The sequence below is a fragment of the Achromobacter sp. ACM02 genome (assembly GCF_014851605.1).
Classification (GTDB): Bacteria; Pseudomonadota; Gammaproteobacteria; order Burkholderiales; family Burkholderiaceae_B; genus Achromobacter; species Achromobacter aegrifaciens.
In genome coordinates, this window is record NZ_JACUZY010000004.1 from 613,926 (window position 1) to 638,575 (window position 24,650).

Below are 24,650 nucleotides of genomic sequence, written 5' to 3' on the forward strand. Positions count from 1 at the left end.
AACTCGCGGCCGCGTTCAGGCGTCGAGCAGCGCGCGCTTCTGCACCTTGCCGCTGGCGTTGCGCGGCAGCTCAGCCATGAACTGCACGTGCTCGGGAACCTTGAAGTACGCCAGCCGCCCGGCGCAATAGGTCTTGATGGCATCCGCATCCGCCTGGTGCCCTGCGTGCAGCACGACGAAAGCCTTGACCGACTGGTCGCGCACCGGATCGGGTATGCCCACCACGGCCACGTCGCGCACGGCCGGATGCCCCATCAGGGCCTCTTCCACTTCCGCGGCTGAGATGTTCTCGCCGGCCCGCTTGATCACCTCCTTCTTGCGGCCGAAGAAAAAGAAGTTGCCCTTGGCGTCCTGGTAGCCGAGATCCCCCGTGTGCAGCCAGCCGCCCTCGAACACGGCCTGCGTCGCAGCCGGGTCGCGGTAGTAGCCCAGGGTCAGCGTGCGCCCAGGACGTCCGCGCACCACGATCTCGCCCACTGCGCCTACGGCGACCGGCCGGTTGTCGTCGTCGACCACGAACACTTCGCGGTCGGGCGTGGCGCGCCCGATGGACGGATAGGCGGACGGCGATGCATGCGGCTGCAAGGTGATGTAGAGCATGGTCTCCGACTGCCCATAGCCATTGCGCAGCGGGATGCGGAAACGCTCGATGAACGCCGCGATCTCGGCTTCCGAAATATTGATGGCATAGCCCGCGTACCGCACCTGATGCGCCGTATCGAAAGGCGTGGGCGGCTGGTTCAACAAGGTTCGGCACAGCATGCCGGACAGGCTGCAGATCGTGATGCGGTGTTCGATGAGCTGGCGCAGGTAGCGCGTGGCGCTATAGCGTTCCCCGATCACCGCGGTGGCGCCCGCGGTCAGGCACGACAGCACGGTTTCCTGGCAGTTGGCGTGGAACAGCGGCTTGTTGTTGAACACGCGGTCAGCGCGGCCAATGCCGCTGTTGGCTGCGCCCGCCTGGCCACACCAGAGCAGATTGGCGTGGGTGAGCATCACGCCCTTGGGCCGCGCCGACGTGCCCGAGGTGTACAGGATCTGGGCAAGGTCGTCGCTGCACAGCTCGGGAGCCCGGTAATCCGCGGATGCCGCAGCCAGCGCACCGCTCAATCCTTCCTGCCCCAGGCTGCCGCGCTTCACCGGCACGATATCCGGCGCCTGGTCCATCCCGGCGCACACTTCGCGAACCAGCGCTTCATGCGCAGGCTCGACCAGCGCCAGCGCGGGCTGGCAATGCTCAAGCTGATAGGCCACTTCCGGCGCAGTGAGATGGATGTTGCCCGCCACGATGACGGCGCCCGCCAGCATCAGGCCCATCCACAGCGGCACGTACTCCGCCGTGTTGCCCATGAATACGAATACGCGGTCGCCCGGCTTCACGCCGCGCGCCTGCAAGCCCGCGGCAAATGCGCGGGCCGCTTCGCGTAATTGGATGAAACTCAACTGGCTGATGTCGCCGTTGTGGTACTCATGCACGATCGCCAGCTTATGCCCGTGGCACAGCGCCTGTTCATCGAGCAAATCCGTGATCCCGCGGTTTCCTGCAGCGTCCATCCAGCCTCCGGCTATTCTGATTTTTCAAGGGCGCGCCGGCTCCTTGCCGCCGCGCCCATGGGTAGGAAAATCAGTATAGGTAGCGGAATTTCGCCGCACTAGCTAAACGTTTTTATGCATATCCATCAAGGTTTTTCATGCCTGCCGGCATGGCCGAATGATTGATGGAATTTATGCGTTTCCATCAAAACGTTTGCTTAGTCGACAGCGGCTGGAAAACCTATACTCCGTTTGAAAGAGGCCACGCAGCAGAGACGCCGGCCAGACCAAGAAGAATGCAAAACCGGAGGAGCTGCCGTGCAAGAGGCATCGATCAAGGACCAGGTTTCGGCCGAGGAATGGGCAGTGCGCGTGGATCTCGCCGCGGCCTACAACCTGGCTGTCGAAATGCGCATGACCGACCACATCTATACGCATATCTCGGCCCGGGTTCCCGGCGCCCAGCCGCATTTCCTGATCAATGCCTACGGCCTGATGTTCAACGAGATCACCGCGTCCAACCTGGTCAAGGTGGACATCGACGGCGGCATCCTGCTGGACCAGACCGGCCTGGGCATCAACCCCGCCGGCTTCGTCATCCATAGCGCCATCCATCGCGTCCGCCACGACGCGGCCTGCGTCATGCATACGCATACCGCGGCCGGCATCGCGGTGTCCGCGCAAGAGGCTGGCCTGCTCATGATTTCGCAGCATGCCATGCGCTTTCACAACCGCATCGGCTATCACGACTACGAAGGCGTCGCGCTCGACATGGACGAGCAACAGCGCCTGATCACCGATCTCGGCTCCCACAGCGCGATGATCCTGCGCAATCACGGCCTGCTGGTCTGCGGCGCCAGCGTGCCGGACGCCTTCGACGCCATGTTCTATCTGGAGCGCGCCTGCCAGGCGCAGGTCGCGGCGCTGGCCGGCGGCCTGCCGCTGGTTGTGCCCGGAGCCGAGGTTGCCGAGAAGGTCGGCCGCCAGTTCGACCGTCTGGACCGCCCGTCCCGCCACAAGCACTGGCCCCCCCTGCTCCGGCTGCTGCAACGCATCCGGCCCGAATACCAGGAATAGCGGCAACCGCGCCGCCATCCCGGCGGCCCATTTTTTCGCAGAGTAGAAATGAAAGATGCTCATCAATGCCGCGTCGCGGTATATGGTGCGGGCGCGATCGGCTGTCTGCTCGCCGCGCGCCTGGCCCAGGCAGGCTGCGAGGTGACCATGATCGCCCGCGGAAAGACGCTGGCCGCCTTGCGCCAGCACGGCGTCGGCTTGACGGTCGACGGCGTCACGCGCCACTACCCGGTGCGCGCCACCGACGAACCGCGCCAGGTGCGCGACGCGGACTACCTGATTCTTGCGGTCAAGCAACAGGCGCTGGACGATATCTCCGCGCACCTGGCGCCGATGCTCGCGCCGCAGGGCGCCGTGGTGCCGGCCGTAAACGGCATCCCCTGGTGGTATCTGCCCACGCTGGGCAGTCCCCTGGGCGACACGCCGCTGCAATCGGTGGATGGCCGCGGCGCCCTCAGGCGAGCGCTGCCTTTGGAGCGGGTGCTGGGCGCCGTGGTGTACATCGCGGCGAACGCCACCGCGCCTGGCATCGCGGCCCAGAACGCCCGCAACAATCTCATCCTCGGCGAACCGGACGGCTCCATGTCTGCGCGGGCCAATCGGCTCGCCGGGCTGTTGCAAGCTTCAGGCCTGCAATGCGAGGTCAGCGACGACATCCACCAAGCCGTCTGGATCAAGGCGATGGGCAACGCCACCTTCAACCCCTTGAGCGTGCTGGCCCGCGCCACCATGGAAGCCATGGTCCAGGATCCATATCTCGGAAAACTGGCGCGCGCCATGCTCGGCGAGTACCTGGCGCTGGGCCAGGCGCTCGGGCTCGAGCTGCCGGTCACCGTGGAACAACGCATGCAGGCAGCCGCCAGCGCCGGCGCCGCCCAGACCTCGATGCTGCAGGACGCGCTGCAAGGCAAGCCGCTGGAAACCGACGCCCTGGTCGGCGCCATGATCGAGATCGCAGCAAAGTTGAACCTGGACATGCCCCACGCCAACACGGTCTGGGGCTTGATCCGGCACCGGAGCCTCAGCGCAGGCTCCATCTGAACGCCACACCTAGAAAACCACAGGAGACAAACTCATGAAATGGCTATCGCATTGCCTGGCCGCAACCCTGATCTGCACGGGCGCAGCCGCCCACGCCCAGGACTATCCCAACAAGCCCATCAACATCGTGGTGCCCTTCACGCCCGGCGGCGTCACGGACGTGATGACCCGACAGGTCGCGGCCAAGCTGCAGGCAGATCTGGGCCAGCCGGTGGTGGTGGTCAACAAGCCCGGCGCCGGCACCATGATCGCCTCGGCCTACGTGGCCAAGGCGCCGGCCGACGGCTACACGCTGTTGATGGCGGCATCGTCCCTGGGCATCGCTCCCAGCCTGTACAAGAACACCGCGAACTACGACCCGGTCAAGGACTTCCAGCCCGTTTCGCTCATCGCCAGCGTGCCGCACGTCCTGGTGACGGGCAAGCAGGTGCAGGCGTCCAGCGTCAAGGAACTGATCGCCGCGCTCAAGAAAGACGGCAAATCGGCGACCTTCGCCTCTTCCGGCAACGGCACGTCCAACCATCTGGAGGGCGAGCTGTTCGCCGCGCTGACCGGCCTGAAGATGACCCACATCCCCTACAAGGGCAGCGTTCCGGCGTTGACCTCCCTGGCTGGCGGCGAAGTCGACATGCTGTTCGTGGACATCGCGGCCGCCCAGCCTTTCCTCGATAGCGGCAAGGTACGGCCGCTCGCCGTCACCACCAAGACGCGGTCCTCGGTGCTGCCCGACCTGCCCACGGTCGAGGAGTCCGGCCTGCCCGGCTACGACGCCATGCCCTGGCTGGGCATAGTGGCCCCGGCCGGCACGCCGTCCGCGGTCGTCGAAAGGCTGCAGGCATCCCTGCAGAAGATGAAGACGGCGCCCGACGTGCAGGAGCAGTTCAAGAAAATGGGCCTGGACGCCCTGTTCACCAAGCCGGGCGATTTCGGCGCCTTCATCGTCAGCGACAGCGCCAAATGGGCCGAGCTGATCAAGAAGTCCGGCGCAACCGCCGAGTAGGCCGCAACCCGATCCCCCACGCCACTCCTGGAAGGACCCTTACATGCATCGCGATACCCCGGCTCCGGCAACACCGTTCGGCAACGACGTGTGGGAGGCCACGCTCAAGCGCGCGCTGGCCAGCGCCAACATCCCCACCTTGCTCATGGTGCTGGTGCACCTGACGGGCGACACGCAATGGCTGTCCGAGCGCTACCAGTGCTCGCGCATTCGCGGCCTGGAAGACAACGACCCTGGCGGGTTGCCGGACGCCGTGCAGGAAGAGATCCGCGAGGCCGCGTACTCGGCCATCCTGCTGACCCGCCGCGGCCAGCAGCCCAAGCTGCCGGCGCCTGCGCATGAACAGCTGGTCGCCATGCTGCGCACCAGCATCGGGGAAGATGTGCCCGACTCGTACGGCCCCATGATCGCCGCCTGGCTGGGCCTGGACCCGGACTTCGCGCTGGAGCAACACGATGCGTTCCAGGTGCCGCAAGGCTATCGGGTGCTGGTCATCGGCGCCGGCGTGGCAGGCCTGTGCGCCGCGATCCGCCTGCAAGGCGCGGGCATTCCGTATGTGGTGATCGAGAAGAACGCCGAAGTCGGCGGCACCTGGTACGAGAACCGCTACCCTGGCGCGGGCGTGGACACCCCTAACCACATCTACTCGTACTCGTTCGCCAAGCACGACTGGTCCCGCTACTTCGCCCTGCAAGGCGAGATCCAGGGCTATTTCGAAAGCGTCGCCGACCAGCATTGCGTGCGCCCCAACATCCGCTTCAACACGCGCGTGGAGTCCGCCCGCTACGACGAAGACGCGCTGTGCTGGAACATACGCACGGTCGGGCAGGACGGCCAGGTCCAGGACTATGTGGCGGACATCCTCATCAGCGCGGTGGGCCTGCTGAACGTGCCCAAGCTGCCCCCCATATCCGGCCTGGAGAGCTTCAAGGGCCCCTGCTTCCATACGGCCAACTGGCCGGAAGGCCTGGACCTGCGCGGCAAGAACGTGGGCATCATCGGCAACGGCGCCAGCTCCATGCAGGTCGTTCCCGCAATCGCCGACCAGGTCCGCTCCCTGACCGTGTTCCAGCGCTCCAAGCAATGGGCCGCGCCCTTCGAGAAATTCCAGAAGCCGGTGCCGGAGGACGTCCGCTTCCTGCTGCGCGAGGTGCCGTACTACCAGGAGTGGTATCGCCAACGGCTGGCCTGGATCTTCAACGACCGCGTCCACGCCACGCTGCAGATCGATCCGCAATGGCCGCACCCCGAGCGCGCCATCAATCAGATCAACGACAGGCACCGCGAACACTTCACCAGCTACATCAAGGCGGAACTCGGCGACCGCCAGGACCTGCTGCCGGACGTTCTGCCCGACTACCCTCCCTTCGGCAAACGCATGCTGATGGACAACGGCTGGTTCCGAACCATGGCCCGGGACCACGTCCAACTGGTCACGGGCGGCATCGCCCGGGTCACGGAAAACGCGGTGGTGAGCGACAACGGCCGGGCGCACGAACTGGACGTGCTGGTGGTCGCCACCGGTTTCGACGCGATCAACCTGTTGTCCTCGTTCAAGCTCTATGGCCGCGGCGGGCGCTCGATCCGCGAAGCCTGGGACGAAAAAGGGGCCGAGGCCTTCATGGGCGTCGCGGCGCCGGGCTTCCCCAACCTGTTCATCCTGGCCGGCCCCAACACCGCCCTGGGCCACGGCGGCAGCGTCGTCGCCCTGCTGGAGACCCAGGTGCGCTATGTCATGGGCCTATTGCAGCAAGGTCTGGACAAGGCCGGCGGACGCTTCGAGATCGAAGTCCGCAGGGACAGGCACGACGCCTATAACGCCCGCGTCCAGGCCGCCCATGACCGCATGATCTGGACCCACAAGGGCATGAGCAACTGGTACCGCAACGCGCATGGCAAGGTGGTGGCGCCCACGCCTTTCCGCAACGACGACTACTGGCACATGCTGCGCAAGACGGACATGGGCGACTATCACTATCGTCCGGCGTCCGGCGAGGGCGAAACCGAGCCGTCCGCCGCCACTCGCGTCGAGACAGCCTGAATGGCGCATCCGCAGAAGAAGCGCTGCCTGGTACTGGGCTGCGGCGGCGTGACCGGGCTGGCCTGGGAGATCGGCATCCTGGCGGGCCTGGCACGCCAGGAGGTCGACCTCACCGCGGCGGACCTGTTCATCGGTTGCTCCGCCGGCTCCGTCGCCGGCGCGCAACTGGCGCTGGGCGTCCCGCCCATGCAGCTGCTGGCGACGCAGCTGGGAGGGACGGGCACCGAACAATACCGTCCGTACTCGCAACAAGCCGCGGACGAAAAGAACCGCGAGCTGTACGGCAAAGTGGGCGCGGACCTGCAGCAAGCGCGGCAGCGCATCGGCGCCTATGCGCGGCGTTCGGCCACGCCCACACTGGCGGAACGCCGCGCCATCATCGCCGCCCGTCTGGGCGCAAGCGACTGGCCTTCCCGTCCATTGCTGGTGGTCGCGGTCGACACGACCACCGGCGAAGGGCGCAGTTTCAGCGCCGCCGACCAGGTCGATTTCGTCGATGCCATCGCCGCCAGCTGCGCCGTGCCGGGCGCCTGGCCGGCCGTGCCCATCGGCGGCGCGACCTACATGGACGGCGGCATCCGCTCCATGACCAATGCCGATATGGCGGCCGGCTATCAGCAGGTCGTGGTGCTGGCGCCGCTGGGTTATCGGGAAGGGAATCCGGTCAGCGGCCATCTGCGGCGCGAACTGCAGGCCCTGCGCGACGCCGGCAACGAGGTCCATGCCGTGCTGCCGGACGCGACCAGCGAACAGGCCATCGGCGACAACGTGCTGGACCCAGCGCGCCGCGCCGACGCCGCCGAGGCCGGGCTGCGCCAGGCATCCGCGCTTGCGCAAACCCTGCGGCAAGCGTGGCGCTGAGCCTGTCCCGCACTCCGCCCAGCGCTGTTCCCGTCAGGAAAGCGGTCTGCCCACTTTCATGAATGTGGCAGGTATCGACATACCGCCAGCACCCTAGACTCCTCGTTCAAGCCCGGCCGCCGCGCGGCCTGGCCCCACCACGAACGCGGAGTTGATCATGAACGCATCACCGGCTGGCCTCAGACCCGCCGACTTCTTTTCCCCCACCGTCGCCGCCCTGATCTCGGTGCTGGTGAACTACGGCGGCACCTTCGTGCTGGTGTTCCAGGCCGCGGAGCTGGCCAGGCTGACTCCTGCCCAGACCGCGTCCTGGGTATGGGCGGTTTCCATCGGCGTCGGCATCACCGGCACACTGTTGAGCTGGCGCTACAAGGCGCCCGTCATTACGGCCTGGTCCACACCCGGCGTGGCGTTTCTGGCGACCGTGATGCCCTTCACGCCCTACGGCGAGGTCATCGGCGCGTACGTCCTGTCGGCGCTGGGCTTCGTCGTGCTCGGCCTGTCCGGCGCATTCGAGAAGCTGGTGCGCATGATTCCGGGCGGCATTGCCGCCGGCCTGCTGGCCGGCATCCTGCTGCAATTCGGCGTCAATGCCTTCGGCGGGGCCAGCGCCGATCCGCTGCTGGTAATCGTGCTGGTCATCTCCTATGCGCTGCTCAAGCGCTATACCTCGCGCTTTGCGGTGGTCGGCATCCTGGTCATCGGCCTTGCGCTGCTCATCGCACAAGGCCGCATCGACTTCTCGGCAGTCCACCTCAGCCTCGCAGCGCCGGTCTTCGAAATGCCGCAGTTCTCGCTGCAGGCCTTGCTGGGCGTCGCCCTGCCGCTCTTCATCATCACGCTGACGGGGCAATACATGCCCGGCATGCTGGTGCTGCGCAACGACGGCTACCAGACCAGCGCGAACCCGATCCTCACCGTGACGGGCCTGGGTTCGCTCCTCATGGCGCCCTTCGGCGCGCACGCCTTCAACGTGGCGGCGATCACCGCGGCGATCTGCACCGGCCGGGATGCGCATCCGGATCCCGCCAAACGCTACCTCGCGGGCCTGGCCTGCGGCGTGTTCTACATCCTGGTGGGCACCTTCGGCGTCACGCTGGCGACCTTGTTCATGGTGCTGCCCAAGGCATTCATCACCACGCTGGCCGGCCTTGCCTTGCTGGGCGCGATCGGCGGCAGCCTGGCCAATGCGATGGCCGACGCCCGCACCCGGGAGACCGCGCTCATCACCTTTCTGGCCACCGCCGCCAACGTCACCCTGCTGGGCGTGGGCGGCGCGTTCTGGGGGCTGGTCGCCGGCCTGACCGCGCACCTGCTCATCCATGGCGGCCAGCGGGCGCTGGCCGCCAATTCCTGACCTCTTCATCTCCATACGTCCATCGAAACAGGAACCACCGTGACGAACCCCAACCTTCCCGACAGCCTCGCACTGCCTTGCGTCAGCGCCCTGCCCTTGGCTCAGGCCGACCCCGGCATCTGGGGCGCCATCGACGCCGAACGGCGCCGGCAGAGGCACTCGATAGAACTCATCGCTTCCGAAAACTTCGTCAGCCGCGCGGTGCTGGAAGTCCAGGGCTCCGTGCTGACGAACAAGTACGCAGAGGGCTACCCTGGCCGCCGCTACTATGGCGGCTGCATCAACGTGGACGTGACCGAGGAGATCGCCATCGAGCGCGCCACGCGTCTGTTCGGCGCCCGCTACGCCAACGTACAGCCCCACTCGGGCAGCCAGGCCAACCAGGCGGTCTACCTGGCGCTGCTGGCCCCCGGCGACAAGATCCTGGGCCTGGACCTGAGGGCGGGCGGACACCTGACCCATGGCTCCAAGGTCAACATGTCGGGACGCTGGCTGCAGGCGCTGAGCTACAGCGTCGATCCGGCTACGCATCGGGTGGACATGGACGAGGTCGAGCGCATCGCGCGGCAGGAAAGACCCAAGCTCATCATCGCCGGCGGCTCGGCCTACTCGCGCACGTTGGACTTCGCGCGTTTTCGCGCCATTGCCGATGAGACGGGCGCGATCTTCATGGCGGACATGGCGCATTTCGCCGGCCTGGCCGCGGCCGGCGCGTATCCCTCGCCGGTGCCGCATGCGCACGTCACGACCACCACCACCCACAAGACCTTGCGCGGCCCGCGCGGGGGCATGATCCTGACCGATGACGCCGAACTCGCCCGCAAGATCGATTCGGCCGTATTCCCGGGCCTGCAGGGCGGTCCGCTGATGCACATCATCGCCGCCAAGGCCGTGGCCCTGGGCGAAGCGCTGCAGCCCGCCTTCCGCACCTACGTCCACGCCGTGGTCGAGAATGCGCGCGTCCTGTGCCGCCGGCTGGCCGAAGGCGGCCTGTCCATCGTGTCGGGCGGCACCGACTGCCATCTGGGCGTGGTCGATCTGCGACCCTGGGGACTGGCCGGTAATACGGCGGAGCAAGCGCTGGAACAGGTTGGCATCACCTTGAACAAGAACGCCGTCCCCAACGACCCCGCCAAGCCGGCCGTTACCTCCGGCATACGCGTGGGCAGCGCCGCCTGCACGTCGCGCGGCATGGGACCCGCCGAATTCCAGGAAATCGGCGACATGATCCTGGCCTTGCTGGGCGGCGTGCGCGCCGGGGCCGTCGACGCCCGCACGGAAAGCGCCATCCGCGAAGGCGTGGCCGGGCTGGCCAGGCGCTTCCCGCTGCCGTACTGAAGTCCCCTAGCGCTTCAACGCATTCGACAGCCGCAGCACCGCGGCGTCGATCTCGTAGGCCGTCAGCGAGGCATAGCCCAGCAGCCAGCCCTGCTGCTTGTGATCGCCCGCATAGAGCCGGCTCAGTCCGGGCAGCCCCAGGTCCGCGGCCTCGGCTTGGCGGATGGTCTGCTCCTCGGACCATCCGCGCTCAAGCAGGCATGGGATCTGCAACCCGCCGGGAGGCCTGTAGGCCTGCACGACGCCGTCCAGCTGCTTGCCCAGCGACTCCAGCAGCACCTGCCGCCGTCCCGCGTACAGCTTGCGCATGGATCGCACGTGCGAGTTGTAATGGCCGTCGTCCATGAAGCGCGCCAGCGTCAGCTGCAGGATCTGCGGCGTATGCCCGTCCATGATGCTGCGCGCACGGGCAAAGGCATCGACCAGGCCGGGCGGCAGCGCCATGTATCCCATCCTGAGACCCGGATAAAGCGTCTTGCTGAACGTACCCAGGTAGAGCGTGCGCTGGTGCATGTCCAGCCCCTGCACGCAGGCCGTAGGCAGGCCGTCGTAGTGGAATTCGCTGTCGTAGTCGTCCTCGATGATCCATTTGCCGTGCTCCGCCGCCCAGCCGATCAGATCCAGCCTGCGCTCAAGCGATAGCGTCACGCCGGTGGGGTATTGGTGCGACGGCGTCACGTACACGCAGTTGGCGCCGCTGCGGTCCGCGCGCAGCAGGTCCGTGCGTATGCCCTGCGCGTCGACGTCGATGGGCACGATCCGCGTTTCCGCGGATTCGAAGGCCTTGCGGGCGCCGAAGTAGCCGGGGTTTTCCATCAGAATGGGCTTGCCGGCGTCCGTCAGCAATTGCGCGCACAGAAACAGGGCCTGGCGGGTGCTGCTCAACACCAGCACCTGCTCAGGCAAGACCTTGGCCCCGCGCTCCAGGTTCAGGTAGGCGGCGATGGCGCGGCGCAGGGGCTCGGCGCCCTGCGGGTCGCCATGCAGCAGCACATGGCTGCGGTAGTCCTTCAAGACCTGGCGCTGCAGCCGTTCCCAGACGTCGGTGGGAAAGCTGCGGGTTTCCGGCAGGCCCGTGGCGAACGCCTTGATGGCCTGCTGGTCCGCGACCCCGCCGCTGTCCAGGATCATGCGCCCGCGCCGGCTCAGGCCTGCCCCCGGCGGTAGTACGCCCAGCTTGTTATCCAGCTTCGCGCGCCTACGCGCGGCGCCGCGCAATTCGGTGCTCACGGTCTGCGACACGTAGCTGCCCGAGCCCTCGCGCCGCACGATGTAGCCGTCGCGGTGCAAATGCACATAGGCATTCTCCACCGTATCGCGCGCCACCCCCAGCGACTTGGCCAGCCCCCGGGTAGCGGGCAGCCTGAGGCCAGGCCCCAGCGCACCGTCGAGGATCAGGGCGCGCAGCGCCCGCTGAATTCTCTGATGCAGCTCCAGGCGCTGGAGCTCCGCATCGTTCATGCGCATCCTCAGCGTATCCAGCTCGAAGGTCTTAGGCATGTGGTCTGCTCACAAGAAGAAAACTGGCCTGTCCGGGCCGGCCATTCTATCCGTAGACTCACCCGATCGCCACGCCAACCGCGGGCGTAACCATGCAGGAGCCCGCGCCAGGCGGGGCAGAATCGGAAAATATGGCAAGGTCATACAACTTCAGCGCTGGTCCGGCTGCGCTGCCGCTGGAAGTGCTGCAGGAGGCGCACGAAGAGTTCTTCGATTTCGCGGGCACCGGCATGTCGGTAATGGAAGTCAGCCATCGCTCGCGCGTGTTCATCGATATCGCACGCCAGGCGGAATCGGACCTGCGGGCCATCCTGCAGATCCCCGACCGCTACAAGGTGCTGTTCCTGCAAGGAGGTGCTTCGTTGCAGTTCTCGCAGGTGCCGATGAATCTGCTGCGCGGCAAGGCGTCGGCGGATTACCTTCACACGGGGCTCTGGTCCGGCAAGGCCATCGATGCGGCCCGGCGCTACTGCAAGGTCCGCGTCGCGGCCAGCAGCGAGGCATCGGGCTTCGACCGCATCCCAGCGCCCGGCGAATGGCAGCTCGACGCCGATGCGGCCTATCTGCACTACACGGAGAACGAGACGGTGCATGGCGTGCAGTTCCCCGCCGCGCCGGACGCGTCCGTCCCGCTGGTGTGCGATGCCTGCTCCAGCCTGCTGTCCAAGCCCATCGACGTGTCCCGGCACGGTCTGATCTACGCCGCGGCGCAGAAAAACATGGGGCCCGCCGGCGTCACGGTCGTGGTGGTGGACGAAGCCTTGCTGGACGGCGCGCTGCCCATCACGCCCGACGTGCTGAACTATGCGCACGCGGCGCGGGCGGACTCGATGCTCAACACGCCCGCCACCTTCTCCTGGTATCTGACCGGACTGACGCTGCGTTGGATCCGCCGGACCGGCGGCGTGGAACGCATCCATCAGGCCAACCAGGCCAAGGCCGGGCTGCTGTACCGCGCCATCGACGCCAGCGACGGCTTCTACTTCAACAAGGTCCGGCCGGAATTCCGGTCCATCAACAACGTGCCGTTCTTCCTGGCCGATTCCGCGCTGGAGCCCTTGTTTCTGCGCCAGGCCGAGAGCGCCGGGCTCATGGGGTTGAAAGGACACGCCCACACCGGCGGCATCCGAGCCAGTCTGTACAACGCGGTGGAGCTGCCCGCTGCGGCCGCGCTGGCCGATTTCATGACAGACTTCCAGCGCACGCGAGGCTGAAGCCGGCGCGACGGCCCTAAGAAAGCACGGGGAGACCAGCATGGATTTCAGGCAGCTCAGGCAGTTCGTGGTTCTGGCCACGGAATTGAACTATCGCAAGGCGGCCGCCCGGCTGCACATGACCCAGCCTCCGCTCAGCGTCGCAATCAAACGGCTCGAAACCGAGATTGGTGCAGACCTCTTCGAACGGGACCGCCTGGGCGTGCGCCTCACGGTCGCCGGCGGCGCTTTTCTGCGCGAAGCGAAGCGCCTGCTGGAAGGCGCCGATGCCGCGCTGCAGAGTGCACGCGATGCGGCCGAAGGACGTATGGGCACGCTGCGGGTATGCGCGGTGCCCAGCGCCGCGTTGAACCTGCTGCCGCGCATCCTGCCCGAGTTTACGCAGCGCTTTCCGCACATACGCCTGCGACTGACCAGCGGCAGCACCGTCGGCATCCTGGCAGGATTGCAGCGCGGCGAGCTGGACGCGGCATTCCTGGTGCCGCCCGCGTCCGGGATGCCGGGCATCGCAATCACGGGCTTGCAGCGCGAACGGCTGGCGCTGGCCGTGCCTGCGGGCCATCGGGTGGCAGGCATGAAAAGCGCCAGGCTCTCGGACCTGTCGGATGAAACGCTGGTGACCCTGGCGCACTCCGACAGCCCCGGGTTCGCGGGAGAGATCGTCGCGGCCTGCCAGCGCGCGGGGTTTCATCCCCGGGTTCTGCAGGAATCGTCCCACGCCCTCATCAGCCTGCCGCTCATCGCCGCGGGCCTGGGGGTCGCCATCGTCCCGGCGGCGCTGCGCCGGATCGCCATCGACAACGTGGCATATGTGGACCTCATGGACGTGAAGGGCGCGCCCTTGACCTACGCCATGGCGTTGGCAGCGCCCGCCGAGTCCGTGAATCCGGCAGTCCACTGGTTCATCGACACGGCGCGCGAGGTGCTGGGCGCGCCAGCCGCCTGACGCCCCCGGGGCTTACTGCGCCGGACGCGAAAGAATGCCCGCCCATTTTTTCTGTTCAGCCACGACCCGCTGCTCGAACGCCGCTTGCGATCCGTCCACGGGTTCGCTGCCACGCGCGTAGATCTTGTCCTGCACCGATGGGCTTTTTGCCACCGCGGCAATGGCCATGTTCAGCCGCTCAACCACATCGGCCGGCGTGCCTTTGGGAACGGCAATACCCGACAGCGACCCGCCTTCCACGTCCTTGCCCAGCACTTCCTTGACCGTGGGAATGTCAGGCAGATTGGCCAGGCGTCGCGACGACGTCACCGCGTAAGGACGAATCTGCTTGGCCTCGACGAAACCCACCGCGGTGACGGCGGAAACGGCCGTCAGATCCGTGTTGCGGCTCATCACGGCCGTCATGGACTCCGATCCGCTCTTGTAAGGCACGTGCAGCATCTTCACGCCGGTCGCCTGTTGCAGCAGCTCCAGAACTTGATAGTTGTCGGAGCCCTCGCCGGCCGTGGAAAACGCGATATTGTCAGCCTTGGCCGACGCGGCCTTGATGATTTCCGGCAACGATGCATATGGACTGTCCGCCCCCACCGCCAGCACCGTCGGCGTATTGGCCAACATCGCGACGTAGGTGAAGTCCTTGTTCGGATCATAGGGCAGCTTCTTGTAGATCAGCGGATTGACCGCGACCATGCCGTTGGTGATCACCAGCAGCGTATAGCCGTCGGCCGGCGACTTCGCCGCCGCGCCCGCCGCGATCGAGCCGCCCGCGCCGCCGCGGTTCTCCACCACCACCGGCTGGCCCAGCTCGCGCGTGAGGCCCTCGGCGAACACCCGCGCCGTGGTGTCGGTCACGCCGCCGGCGCCGAACGGCACGATCAGGCGTATGGGCTGGTCGGGATACGACCCCGCCCATGCCGCCGCAGCGGGAAGCACTACACCCAACAAAGCCGCCATGCAGCGGCGCAATCCCTTGTTCATCGCGCGATCTCCATTTTTTTGAGGATTTCAAGAAGCCGTTGTTCCAGGTCCGGGGCCAACGGCGCGAGAGGCGCGCGCAGATGGCCGCTGTCCAGGCCGCGCAAGCGCAAGCCCGCGGCCACGGTCCGCGGCAAGCCATGGTCCATGAGAAAGTTCAAGAGATCGATCTGGCGGCCGAACCATTCGTCCGCGCCGCGCGCGTCGCCGGCCATGGCGCAGCGATACAGGTTCAGGGCAAACGACGCGCTGACGTTGGCCGACGCCGTGCACCAACCCGCCGCCCCTTCCGCAAACCCGGTCCGCGCCATGCAATTCAGGCCGATGTACACCGCGGTCCGATCCGGGCAGGCCGCGCGCAGCCGCGCGATCTTCGTCGGGTCCGGACTGCTTTCCTTGATCATGGTGACGTTGGGCAGCTCGGCCAGCCGGGCCAGGAACTCGACGGGCAGGTCCATGCCCGTCGTGAACGGGTTGTTGTAGACCATCACCGGTGTGGAGACCGACTGGCAGACCTCGCGGTAGTAGGCGTGGATTTCGTCCTGGGTCAACTTCCAGTAGGTGCTAGGCAATAGCTGCAAGGCTGCGGCGCCCGCGCGTTCGGCGTAGCGCGCGTGATGCACCGTGCTGGCGGTACTCAGGCTGGACACGCCCGCGAGCACGGGCAGCCGCCCGCTTGCCGCGCGGATGACGGTGTCGATGACGGCCTCGCGCTCGCCGTCGTCCAGGTAAGGCAGGCAGCCGACGCTGCCCAGCGGCGCCAGCGCATGCACGCCCTCGCCGATCAGCCGCTCGACGTGCGCTTCCAAGAGCGCATGGTCCACCCGCCCGCGTTCATCGCAAGGCGTCAGCAGATAGCCGATGATTCCCTTCAAGTGCATCGCTCGTTCTCCATGTTGGCTTGCAGTCTAGGGACGCCGCCCAGGCCGGTCCAATACCTATTTCCAGAGCGCCTGATACCTCCCGCCCACACTGCCGTACAGGCAAATCTTGTATCCAGTAATTCCCGCGCAAGGCCGATAGACTTTCCCGGTCTATCACCAAGGAGCAAGCCATGAGCAGCAATGACGTTCTCGACCAGGCGCAGACCCACCACATGCCCGAGTACCGCAGGCCGGAGGACATGGAATGGGAAATGGGCCGGTTCAAGAACAAGACGAAGTTCCTTTTCCATACGCGGGCGGAACGCCTCACCGAGCCCAACGCAGGATTTCTCCGCTATGAACCCGGCGCGGGCTTCCGCCTGCACAAGCACGACTTCGCCCAGGTCTGGTACGTGATCGAAGGGGAATTCAACATGGGCGGAAAGATGTACGGCCCCGGCACCGTGGTGTTCCATCCGGACCCGCACATCGAGGAAGCGCTCAGCACCGAAACGGGCGGCACCTTGTTCTTCGTCCAGTACCAAGGCCCAACGACCGGCGGCCGGCCGGTGTACGAAGGCCGCATGAACATCAAGGGCGAGCCGCCCGCGATCACCGAGCAGGACCTCGAACACTGATACGCGGTTCCCCGGGGCGGCAGCCAGGATTGGCAGCCGTCCACGGCAGGCAGTCGAAACCGACCTGCCCACCAAGAAATAGAACATTCCAAGGAGACAACCATCATGCACGCACGATTTCTGCGCGCCTGCCTCGCGTCGTTGACGTTTTCGCTTGCCGCTCAGGCCCAGGCTGCAACGGACTGGCCTGAGCGCCCCATCACGCTGGTCGTGCCGTTCGGCGCCGGCGGCATCACCGACCTCACCGCCCGCACCGTGGCCAAACAGCTTCAAGCCGAGCTCGGCAAGCCGGTGGTCGTAGAGAACAAGCCGGGCGCCGGCGGCAATATCGCCGCCGACATCGTGGCCCGTGCCAAGCCCGACGGCTACACGTTGATGGTGATCACCAACGGCATGGTCGCGGTCAATCCGCTCATCCACAAGCAGCTGAACTACGACGCGCTCAAGGATTTCGCCTACGTCTCCATGATCGCCAACACGCCGCTGGCCCTGGTCGTGCCGCAAGACTCCCCGATCCAGGACCTGCCGGCGCTGGTGACGCGGGCCCGCGGCAAGCCGGATGCCGTCTCCTTCGCCAGCTCCGGACAAGGCACCTCGATACACCAGGTATTCGCCCTGATGCAGCGACAGACCGGCGCCACGCTCATGCATGTGCCCTACAAGAGCGGCGCGGAAGCCGCCACCGCCCTGCTTTCGGGCGTGGTGGACGTGACGGCGGTAGAGACCGTGGTGGTCGGGCCATTCATACAGTCCGGACGGATGCGGGCGCTGGGCGTAACCTCGGCACAGCGGGTGTCAAATTTGGCTGACGTTCCCGCGGCCCGCGAAGCCCTGGGCAGCGATTTCGATGTGGGCTCGATATCCGGACTCGTAGCGCCTGCCGCCACGCCCCGGAGCATCCTCGACAAGCTGGAACATGCGATGCAGGCGGTGGCGCAGAGCGAGGGCATGGCGCAGCTCCATGCGCAAGGCAGCCAGCCCATGCCCACGGGGTCGCAGGTCTTTCTGGAGCGCATGCGCCAGGAACAGCAGAAGTGGCGACTGGTATTCTCCGCGGAGCCGGGAAAATAGCCCGCGGAGGATCGCCGCAGCCGTCAAGAACAGGGGAGTCAGGCCATGGATCGCATTTATCCCGCCACGGAAGAGCTGGTGCAGCATCTGGTGGAGTCGATCTCCGCGAAGATCTTCAATGGCGCATATGCGCCCGGACAGAAGCTGCGGCAGGAGACCCTGGCCGAAGAATACGACGTCAGCCGCACGCCGGTGCGCGAAGCGTTCCGGCAGCTGGAGACCAAGGGCCTGATCGTGCAGCAGCCGCGCTACGGCGCCACGGTGGTGGCGCCGACCCTCAAGGACATAGGCGCGAACTACTGGCTGCGCGGCGAGCTGGAAGGCATGGCGGCGGAACTGGCGGCACGCTGGATCTCCGACGCCGACCTGCAAAGACTGCAGGCCGCGCACGCCGAATGCGCCGAGGCGGTCGCCGCGCTCTACGCCGAGGTCAACGCGGGCGGCTCGGCCGCGCCGCGCCAGGCCGCCGCGCCCATGCGGCATTGGGTCGTCAAGAACCAGGAGTTTCATGCCCTGATCTTCCGCGCCGCCGGCAATCCGTCGCTGGAGCGCATCATCAAGGACCTGCACACGGACTACACCAAGAACATTCTCAACATGACCGTGCTGGGCATGTACGAGGCCCGCATGAAGAAGAACATCGAACATCATGCGGCCGTCGTCGAAGCGCTGACGGCGCGCGACACCGCGGCGTCGCGCGCCGCCATGCGCGCGCATATCCATGAGTCCGGGGAGTTCGTGGTGGACTGGCTGCAAAAGCGTCCTGAAGGCCGCAAGCCGCCACGGTAGCTGCGCCCCCAATTCCGCCGAAAGCCACGTGCTACCATGCCGGCGGAAGGGCGCAACGCAGACGCCAGGGACACGGATCAGCCTGGCCACCCCAAGCCGTGGAGCGCCTGCCGACCCGCACAGGAAGCGACACGGATTCGAGCATGAGCGAAACCAGGAACACGTCTAGATCCTCGATCGAGATTTCGGAAGAAATTCTGCGGCGGATCAGAAACGGGCAATACCTGCCCGGCGATGCCTTGAGCCAGTACGAGCTGGCGACCGAGTTCGAAACCAGCCGCACCCCCATCCGCGAGGCCCTGCGGTTTCTCGAAGCACGGCGCGCCATCACGCTGACCAGTACCGGCCGCGCCGTGGTCACCGTGCCATCCATCCGCGCCATCCGCGAAGCCTTCCAGATCCGCGCCGAACTCGAAGGGCTGGCCGCGCAACTGGCGGTGGACTGGATCGACGACCATGACCTGGAACTGCTGGCGCAGCACCAGAAGCACTACGCCGACGCCCTGCGCTCGCGCGTGCGCAGCGAAAGCGGTTCCGACTGGCTGAAGTTCAACGCCAAATTCCACAGCCTGATCACCCAGGCCAGCCACAACGAACGTCTGCACGAGCTGGTCGCCGAGTTGCAGGGCAGCATCGTTTCCAACGTGCTGGGGTTCGCCTCCAAGATGCCACCCCGCCTGATGGAAGAGAACATCAAACAGCACGAGGACATCATCACAGCGCTGACCTTGCGCAATGGCCCCGCCGCTCGCGAAGCGATGGCCACGCACATATCCCGGACGACTGAACTCGTCATCGAATGGATGGAGTCGCGGCGCTAGCCAGCTTTGCGCCGCTCGCGCCTTGCGGCTTCCCATAGGGACGCATCAACACGCCGCAGGCTGCCGCGATCAATCCCAGCCCCGCCAGATACAGCACGATGAACCGCGGCGACCCTCCGCCCAGGGACAGCAGGTACGTCGCCACCAGCGGCGCGGTGCCGCCGCCTATCGCCCCGCCTATCTGCACGGCCAGCGAGATGCCGGTATAGCGGACGTCCGGCGGGAACATGCTGGAAAAGAGGCTGGATTCCTGCGCATACATCGCGGCGTATACCAAGCCGAACGCCACCAGCATCGCGATGTTCGTGTGATAAGCCGTCTTCTCATCCAGCAGCGAGAAGAATGTCGCGCTGAACAGCGAGATCCCCAGCGCGCCGGCGATGAATATCGCCCGCTTGCTGATCATGTCGCCCAGCAACCCGAACAGCGGGATGGTGAACAATGCACCGACCGCTCCCCAAATGACACCCGTCAATATGGTTTCACGCGGCAGCCCCAGCGTACCCACGGCATAGGTCAATGAAAACGTCGCCAGCGTATAGAACCAGGTCTTTTCGGAGATGCAGGCCACCAGTGCGGTCAACACGGGAACCTTGTGCTCTCGGAGCACCGTCTTCAAGGGCAGCGCGTCCGGTTTCGGCTGGGCCTGCGCCTGCTTGAATTCCGGCGATTCGCTGACCTTGGCCCGGATGTACCAACCGACCAGCAGCAGGAACACGCTTGCAAGGAATGGCAGCCGCCAGCCCCAGCTCAGCATATCCGCCTCCGGCAGCCTGGAGACCGCGCCCATCGCCAGCGACGACAGGATGAGGCCGGGCGCGACCCCGACTTGCGGCAGGCTGCCGAACAGGCCCTTCTTGCCTTCGGGGGCATGCTCTACCGCCATCAACACGGCTCCGCCCCACTCGCCGCCCACCGCCAGGCCTTGCAGGAAACGGAAGAAGACCAGGGCCACTGCGCCCCAGTAGCCGATCGTCTCGTAGCTGGGCGTCAGTCCGATCAGGATGGTGGGCACGCCCATCAGCATCAGGCTGATCATCAGCATCGACTTGCGGCCGACGCGGTCGCCGAAATGGCCGAACACGATGCCGCCCAGCGGCCGCGCAATGAAACCGACCGCATAGGTACCGAAGGCCGCCAGCGTCCCGCTGATGGGATCGATCGCGGGAAAGTAGATCTTGTTGAAAATCAGCGCTGCCGCAATGCCGTATAGAAAGAAGTCATACCACTCGATGGTGGTCCCGATCATGCTGGACAGTCCCGCGGTCACGTAATGCTTCTTCGAGCGCGAGGACGGCAGTTGTGAGATGGCGTTCATCCCGGTCTCCCTTGTTTTCTTTTTTTCGCCCGACTACACGGCGGTGGTCTCTTCCGCCAGGCTCTTGCGCTCGCTGACGTTGAAGCGGCCTTCGTAGATCGCGCCCTGGCGGGTGTGCGGGCCGACGTACTGCACATACAGAATCGTGCCGGCCTCGATGGTTTCCAGCTTGCTTTCGAAATGGGGATCCGGATGGAAGATCATCGAACCCTTGCCGTGGAGCTTGCCTTCGATGAGGAACTTGCCGTCCAGGATGTACCAGATCTGCGCGAAGTAATGGTTGTGCAGCGGGTGTCCCGAACCCTTTTCGTAGCGCACGATGCCGGCGTTCGGAATGGTCGGATCCTCCGCCGTCGGATGGAACATCATCTTTGCGAACTGGCCTTCGTAGCGCAGGTTGGTCCACTCGAGGTCGTCCTCGTGGCGGGCGCGCATGCCCTGGTGGTCCTCGGTCAGCGGACCGCCGCGGCCGCCCTCGTTGATGATCTTCTTGCCTGTGATGGTGTCGATGCTGGTCATGTGCTGTCCGTCCTGAAGAAAGAAAAGTGACAAACACAAATGGGATCCCATTTGCGTAAAACGGGATCCTATTTATCGGACATCGAAGCGGCTACTGGGTTTAACCCTTAGATTCAGCGGTAGAGATGGCGAGCGGAAGAAGCGCCGAGAGCCGCAGGCCGCGGCGAATTGGAACGGGGCGCAGCGCGCCCCTTGCGCCTATGCAAGGCTATGGTTGCGCAGCGTCCTCGTCGCCAGGACGCGCCAGGGCATAGGACAGACTCAGATCTGGTCCAGCCATTGCTCGATCGCCTGGCGCGCGACGTGTTCAAGCTGGGGACCATAACGCCGCGCGTCCTCGCGGATCACCGCGGGATCAATCTGGCGCAGGCTCAGTTCGCAGGCATGGCCGATGAGCCAACGTTCGATCTGTGCGGAATCCGCCTCCAGATGGAACTGCAGGCCCAGTATCCTGGGTCCCAGCGCAAACGCCTGGTTCGGGAAGCCCGGCGTTTCGGCCAGGCGCGCCGCGCCTTCGGGGATGGCGAACTGGTCCCCATGCCAATGCAGCACAGGCACCGACTCGACCGCGCTCAGCACGGAATCCTGCCCTTGTTGCGTAAGGGTCAACGGCGCATAGCCGATCTCGGCGCGGCCGGTGGACACCACGTCCGCGCCCAACGCTGCCGCCATGAGTTGCGCGCCCAGACATATGCCCAGGGTCGGTTTGTCCTGGCGCAGGCGTTGCGCGATGGCGCGCAGCTCCGGCTCCAGGAAGGGATAGCGGCCGGTTTCATAGACGCCGATGGGGCCGCCCAGGATCACGACGAGGTCGGCGTTAGCCACGGTGGCGGAGTCGATGGCGTCGACGCCGGCCTCCAGGTATCGCACGCTGTAGCCGCGATCGGCAAAGACCGGCGCCAATATGCCCAGGTCTTCAAAGGGAACGTGGCGGATCGCCAAAGCGCTGAGGCTCATTCCAGGAACTCCTATTGCGGGCTCGGATGGCGGTCCAGCCCGCCCAGCAAGCCTTCGGGGGTTGAGACGAACAGGTTTTCCGATGCCAGCAACCGTATGCCTTGCGGCGTGCTTTCCAGCAGGCGCCGTTCGCCCTCGGCGACCTGCAGGCTGAGCTGATAGCCGTCCTTGGCCGGCAGGCGCGCCGCGATGTCGCGGCTGTCGTCCAGCGCGGACGCCGCAGTGGATTCGAAATGACCGATCAGGCGGCCGTCGCGCTTGATGATGAGTCGGTACACCGGCATGCGCGCTACTCCTGAGAGCCGGACGCGCGCGATTCCGCGCCGTTGTCGGTCGGCCAGTAGTAGGAATCCGGCGTGTTGCGCGCGCCGAAGATGGCTTGACCGACGCGGACCACGGTGGCCCCTTCCTCGATGGCGATCTCGTAGTCGCCCGACATGCCCATGGACAAATCATCCAGGCCGATGCCCGCGGGCGCGTCCTGGCGCAATTGGTCGCGCAGCGTGCGCAACAGCACGAAGCACTCGCGCACGCGCGCGGCTTCGGCCGAAAACAGCGCCAGGGTCATCAGACCGCGCACCCGCAGTCCCGAAAACGCGGGCAATTCGCGCAGAAAGGCCGCCGTCTCGTCCGGCTGCAGCCCATACTTGCTGGCTTCGCCCGAGGTGTTGACCTGCACGAAAACGTCCAGCTGGCGCCCTTCCGCTTGCAGCCGGCGGTCCAGCGCCTCAGCGACCCGCAGGCTGTCGAGCGCCTGGAACTCGGCCGCATAGCGGGCCACGAGCTTGGCCTTGTTGGTCTGCAGGTGGCCGATGACCGACCATCGCAGATCGGTCAGGTCGGCCATGGCTTCCCATTTCCTCGAAACTTCCTGCAGCTTGTTCTCGCCCAGGTAGCGGCAGCCAGCCTCGTAGGCCAGCCGGATGCGCGCTTCCTCCACCGTCTTGCTCACGGGCAGCAGGCGCACCGTGGCCGGATCGCGCCCGGCGCGGCGCGCGGCATCGGCGATGCGTCCGTTGACCGTGGCCAGGTTGTGGCGGAAGTCTTCGACCGACTGCGCCTGCGGCCAGCGGCCATGCTGGTCATGCTGTGTCTGGGTGCCCTTGTCTTGCCCTGGGTCTTGCTCGCTCATGCCTGAACCTCGCGGAGGAACAACGGCGGGCGCTTTCCATTACGCTTATGCCGTCTGAAGTTTTGTCATAGGTCAATATTATCACGCCGGCGCGCAGGCGGCCGATGCTACGCGTTGGCCGCCAGCCACTCGCGCGGCGAAACACCCATCCGCTGCCGGAACGCTTTGGACAAGGACGAGGCGCTGGCAAATCCCAGCTCCGCCGCCACCAGCTTGACCGCGCGGCCGGACCGCATCATGGACGCCGCCAGGCTCAAGCGCCAATCGGTCAGGTAGGCCGCGGGCGTGGCGCCGGTGGCATCCTTGAAGGCCGCTGCAAAGGCGCTGCGCGACATGCCCGCCATCGCCGCCATCCGGGCAAGCGACCAGTCTTCATACGGCGAGCGGTGCAGCGCCACCAACGCCCTGGCCAGACGCGGATCGGACAGGCCCATCACCAGACCGCTGGTCACACCCACTTCCTCCGGATGGTCGAGTATCCACCTGAGCAGCTGGATCAAGACCACCTCGAACAGGCGGTCGGCCAACAGGCGTGAACCGCAGCGCACCTGATCCGCCTCGGCGAACAGCAGGTCCAGCGCCGGCCGCAAGCCTTCGACCGCGTCCAGCGGGATCCGCACCACGGACGGCAGCGACTGGACGATGGGATTGCGTTCGCCGCCATCGAAATCCAACGCCGCGCAGGTGAAATCCGAGCCGTCCCGCGGCGGGTTCACGAATTCGTGATGCACGGCGCGCGGGTAGAACAGCAGGGTCGGCTCGGCCAGGCGCAGGCGCGGCGTGGCGGTCTCGCCCGGGCGATGCCGCACTTCCATTTCGCCCCGGCGCAACACGTGCAGGAAGCCGCGCCCAGGCACGGCTTCGAAAGCCTGGGTGCCGCATAGCGCCCCCGTGTGGAACAGCGTGGCGCGCACCCGGAAACGGTCCAGCAGCGCCGACAGCCGGTCAACCTGAATGGGAAGAGGATTGCTCATATCTTGGACGAAATGACAATTTTTATGGATTAAACAACACCTTACGTCCAGACATTCTACGTACGATTCCTCCAGCCCGTTCGATATCGGCGGCCTTTTTTTCATTTCCAGGAGTTACCGACATGTCCCGAGTTCCTCTTATCGATGCCAGCAGCGCCAGCGCGGACCGCAAGGCGCTGCTCACGCAGATCCACGGCGCCTTTGGCGCAACACCGAACATGTTCAAGGCCGTGGCCAATTCGCCGGCTGCGCTGCAGAGCATGTGGGGCGCCTTCGGCGCGCTGGGCGGCGGGGTCATTCCCGCCAAGCTGGGCGAACAGATCGCGGTGGCGGTGGCCGACCGCAACGCTTGCGAATACTGCCTTGCGGCCCACACGGCCCTGGGCCGCAAGGCAGGCGCCAGCGCCGAAGAAATGGCGGCCGCGCAAGGCGGCGACGCCGCCGATCCCAAGACAGCTGCGGCGCTGCGCTTTGCGCTCAAGCTGGTGGAAGCGCGCGGGCAAGTGGGCGAAGCCGACGTGCAGGCCGTACGCGCGGCTGGCTACAGCGACCAGGAGATCGTCGAGATCCTGGCGCACGTCGCGCTCAACCTGTTCACCAACTACGTCAACGTGGCGTTTGCCGTGCCGGTGGATTTCCCGGCCGTGAAGCTGCGCCGCGCCGCATAGCACGACCACAGCGGCAG

Annotated in this window: 24 protein-coding genes; 14 read left to right on the top strand and 10 right to left on the bottom strand. The window is 66.0% G+C overall.

All coding sequences use genetic code 11. The features are described 5' to 3' along the window. Positions 1-15 precede the first annotated feature (15 nt). Entirely contained in the window at positions 16-1,554 is a 1,539-nt protein-coding gene (locus IB258_RS15310; RefSeq protein ID WP_175159880.1) for a class I adenylate-forming enzyme family protein, read from the bottom strand. A gap of 297 nt (positions 1,555-1,851) precedes the next feature. Between IB258_RS15310 and IB258_RS15315 the strand changes: the two genes are divergently transcribed. The 7 genes from IB258_RS15315 (at position 1,852) to IB258_RS15345 (ending at position 10,248) form a co-directional block, all read left to right on the top strand. Further along, a complete protein-coding gene (locus IB258_RS15315; RefSeq protein ID WP_192352810.1) occupies positions 1,852-2,610 on the top strand; it encodes a class II aldolase/adducin family protein in 759 nt (252 codons plus the stop codon). 48 nt (positions 2,611-2,658) lie between these two features. Continuing rightward, positions 2,659-3,651: a ketopantoate reductase family protein gene (locus IB258_RS15320; protein WP_192352811.1), complete on the top strand. Its 993-nt coding sequence runs from the start codon at positions 2,659-2,661 to the stop codon at positions 3,649-3,651. Between the two features lie 34 nt (positions 3,652-3,685). Next, a complete protein-coding gene (locus IB258_RS15325) occupies positions 3,686-4,651 on the top strand; it encodes a tripartite tricarboxylate transporter substrate binding protein (protein WP_054452105.1) in 966 nt (321 codons plus the stop codon). A 43-nt stretch (positions 4,652-4,694) separates the two neighbouring features. Next, a complete protein-coding gene (locus IB258_RS15330) occupies positions 4,695-6,692 on the top strand; it encodes an NAD(P)/FAD-dependent oxidoreductase (protein WP_192352812.1) in 1,998 nt (665 codons plus the stop codon). Further along, the gene (locus IB258_RS15335; protein WP_192352813.1) at positions 6,693-7,553 is read left to right on the top strand and encodes a patatin-like phospholipase family protein; all 861 of its coding nucleotides are present in this window, start codon (positions 6,693-6,695) and stop codon (positions 7,551-7,553) included. Between the two features lie 157 nt (positions 7,554-7,710). Next, entirely contained in the window at positions 7,711-8,910 is a 1,200-nt protein-coding gene (locus IB258_RS15340) for a benzoate/H(+) symporter BenE family transporter (RefSeq protein WP_054452108.1), read from the top strand. A gap of 39 nt (positions 8,911-8,949) precedes the next feature. Then, entirely contained in the window at positions 8,950-10,248 is a 1,299-nt protein-coding gene (locus tag IB258_RS15345; RefSeq protein WP_192352814.1) for a serine hydroxymethyltransferase, read from the top strand. A gap of 6 nt (positions 10,249-10,254) precedes the next feature. On the opposite strand, the gene IB258_RS15350 is transcribed toward IB258_RS15345, so the two are convergent. Then, positions 10,255-11,748: a PLP-dependent aminotransferase family protein gene (locus tag IB258_RS15350; protein ID WP_192352815.1), complete on the bottom strand. Its 1,494-nt coding sequence runs from the start codon at positions 11,746-11,748 to the stop codon at positions 10,255-10,257. Positions 11,749-11,879: 131 nt separating this feature from the next. On the opposite strand from IB258_RS15350, the gene serC reads away from it, so the two are divergent. Both serC and IB258_RS15360 read left to right on the top strand, forming a co-directional pair. Then, positions 11,880-12,962, top strand: a complete 1,083-nt coding sequence (serC, locus tag IB258_RS15355) for a 3-phosphoserine/phosphohydroxythreonine transaminase (protein ID WP_192352816.1) — start codon at positions 11,880-11,882, stop codon at positions 12,960-12,962. Positions 12,963-13,002: 40 nt separating this feature from the next. Further along, complete coding sequence (locus IB258_RS15360; protein ID WP_192352817.1) at positions 13,003-13,908, top strand: LysR family transcriptional regulator; 906 nt, start codon at positions 13,003-13,005, stop codon at positions 13,906-13,908. A gap of 12 nt (positions 13,909-13,920) precedes the next feature. On the opposite strand, the gene IB258_RS15365 is transcribed toward IB258_RS15360, so the two are convergent. Further along, the gene (locus tag IB258_RS15365) at positions 13,921-14,886 is read right to left on the bottom strand and encodes a tripartite tricarboxylate transporter substrate binding protein (RefSeq protein ID WP_192352818.1); all 966 of its coding nucleotides are present in this window, start codon (positions 14,884-14,886) and stop codon (positions 13,921-13,923) included. After that, a complete protein-coding gene (locus IB258_RS15370) occupies positions 14,883-15,764 on the bottom strand; it encodes a dihydrodipicolinate synthase family protein (RefSeq protein ID WP_175159864.1) in 882 nt (293 codons plus the stop codon). The genes IB258_RS15365 and IB258_RS15370 overlap by 4 nt, the downstream gene beginning before the upstream one ends. A 173-nt stretch (positions 15,765-15,937) precedes the next feature. On the opposite strand from IB258_RS15370, the gene IB258_RS15375 reads away from it, so the two are divergent. From IB258_RS15375 to IB258_RS15390, 4 genes are all read left to right on the top strand, one after another. Next, positions 15,938-16,384: a cupin domain-containing protein gene (locus IB258_RS15375; protein WP_054452115.1), complete on the top strand. Its 447-nt coding sequence runs from the start codon at positions 15,938-15,940 to the stop codon at positions 16,382-16,384. Positions 16,385-16,489: 105 nt separating this feature from the next. Then, entirely contained in the window at positions 16,490-17,455 is a 966-nt protein-coding gene (locus tag IB258_RS15380; protein WP_192352819.1) for a tripartite tricarboxylate transporter substrate binding protein, read from the top strand. A 45-nt stretch (positions 17,456-17,500) separates the two neighbouring features. Then, a complete protein-coding gene (locus tag IB258_RS15385; RefSeq protein WP_192352820.1) occupies positions 17,501-18,244 on the top strand; it encodes a GntR family transcriptional regulator in 744 nt (247 codons plus the stop codon). Between the two features lie 143 nt (positions 18,245-18,387). Beyond that, on the top strand, positions 18,388-19,065 hold the full coding sequence (locus tag IB258_RS15390; RefSeq protein WP_119450402.1) for a GntR family transcriptional regulator: 678 nt from the start codon (positions 18,388-18,390) through the stop codon (positions 19,063-19,065). On the opposite strand, the gene IB258_RS15395 is transcribed toward IB258_RS15390, so the two are convergent. From IB258_RS15395 to IB258_RS15420, 6 genes are all read right to left on the bottom strand, one after another. Next, on the bottom strand, positions 19,037-20,383 hold the full coding sequence (locus IB258_RS15395) for an MFS transporter (RefSeq protein ID WP_192352821.1): 1,347 nt from the start codon (positions 20,381-20,383) through the stop codon (positions 19,037-19,039). The two genes, IB258_RS15390 and IB258_RS15395, sit on opposite strands and share 29 nt — an antisense overlap. A gap of 33 nt (positions 20,384-20,416) precedes the next feature. After that, the gene (locus IB258_RS15400; RefSeq protein ID WP_054452119.1) at positions 20,417-20,902 is read right to left on the bottom strand and encodes a cupin domain-containing protein; all 486 of its coding nucleotides are present in this window, start codon (positions 20,900-20,902) and stop codon (positions 20,417-20,419) included. Between the two features lie 261 nt (positions 20,903-21,163). Next, positions 21,164-21,859 (bottom strand): glutamine amidotransferase, encoded by a 696-nt coding sequence (locus IB258_RS15405; RefSeq protein WP_192352822.1) that lies wholly within the window; start codon positions 21,857-21,859, stop codon positions 21,164-21,166. 11 nt (positions 21,860-21,870) lie between these two features. Further along, the gene (locus tag IB258_RS15410) at positions 21,871-22,143 is read right to left on the bottom strand and encodes a hypothetical protein (RefSeq protein ID WP_054452121.1); all 273 of its coding nucleotides are present in this window, start codon (positions 22,141-22,143) and stop codon (positions 21,871-21,873) included. A 5-nt stretch (positions 22,144-22,148) separates the two neighbouring features. After that, positions 22,149-22,991, bottom strand: a complete 843-nt coding sequence (locus IB258_RS15415) for a YggS family pyridoxal phosphate-dependent enzyme (RefSeq protein ID WP_054452122.1) — start codon at positions 22,989-22,991, stop codon at positions 22,149-22,151. Positions 22,992-23,098: 107 nt separating this feature from the next. After that, positions 23,099-23,965 carry an AraC family transcriptional regulator gene (locus IB258_RS15420; RefSeq protein WP_054452123.1) on the bottom strand — a complete coding sequence of 289 codons (867 nt, stop codon included), beginning with the start codon at positions 23,963-23,965 and terminating at the stop codon, positions 23,099-23,101. Between the two features lie 122 nt (positions 23,966-24,087). Here IB258_RS15420 and IB258_RS15425 point away from each other — a divergent pair, with 122 nt between their 5' ends. Further along, positions 24,088-24,633 carry a carboxymuconolactone decarboxylase family protein gene (locus IB258_RS15425; RefSeq protein ID WP_054452124.1) on the top strand — a complete coding sequence of 182 codons (546 nt, stop codon included), beginning with the start codon at positions 24,088-24,090 and terminating at the stop codon, positions 24,631-24,633. Positions 24,634-24,650: the final 17 nt, after the last annotated feature.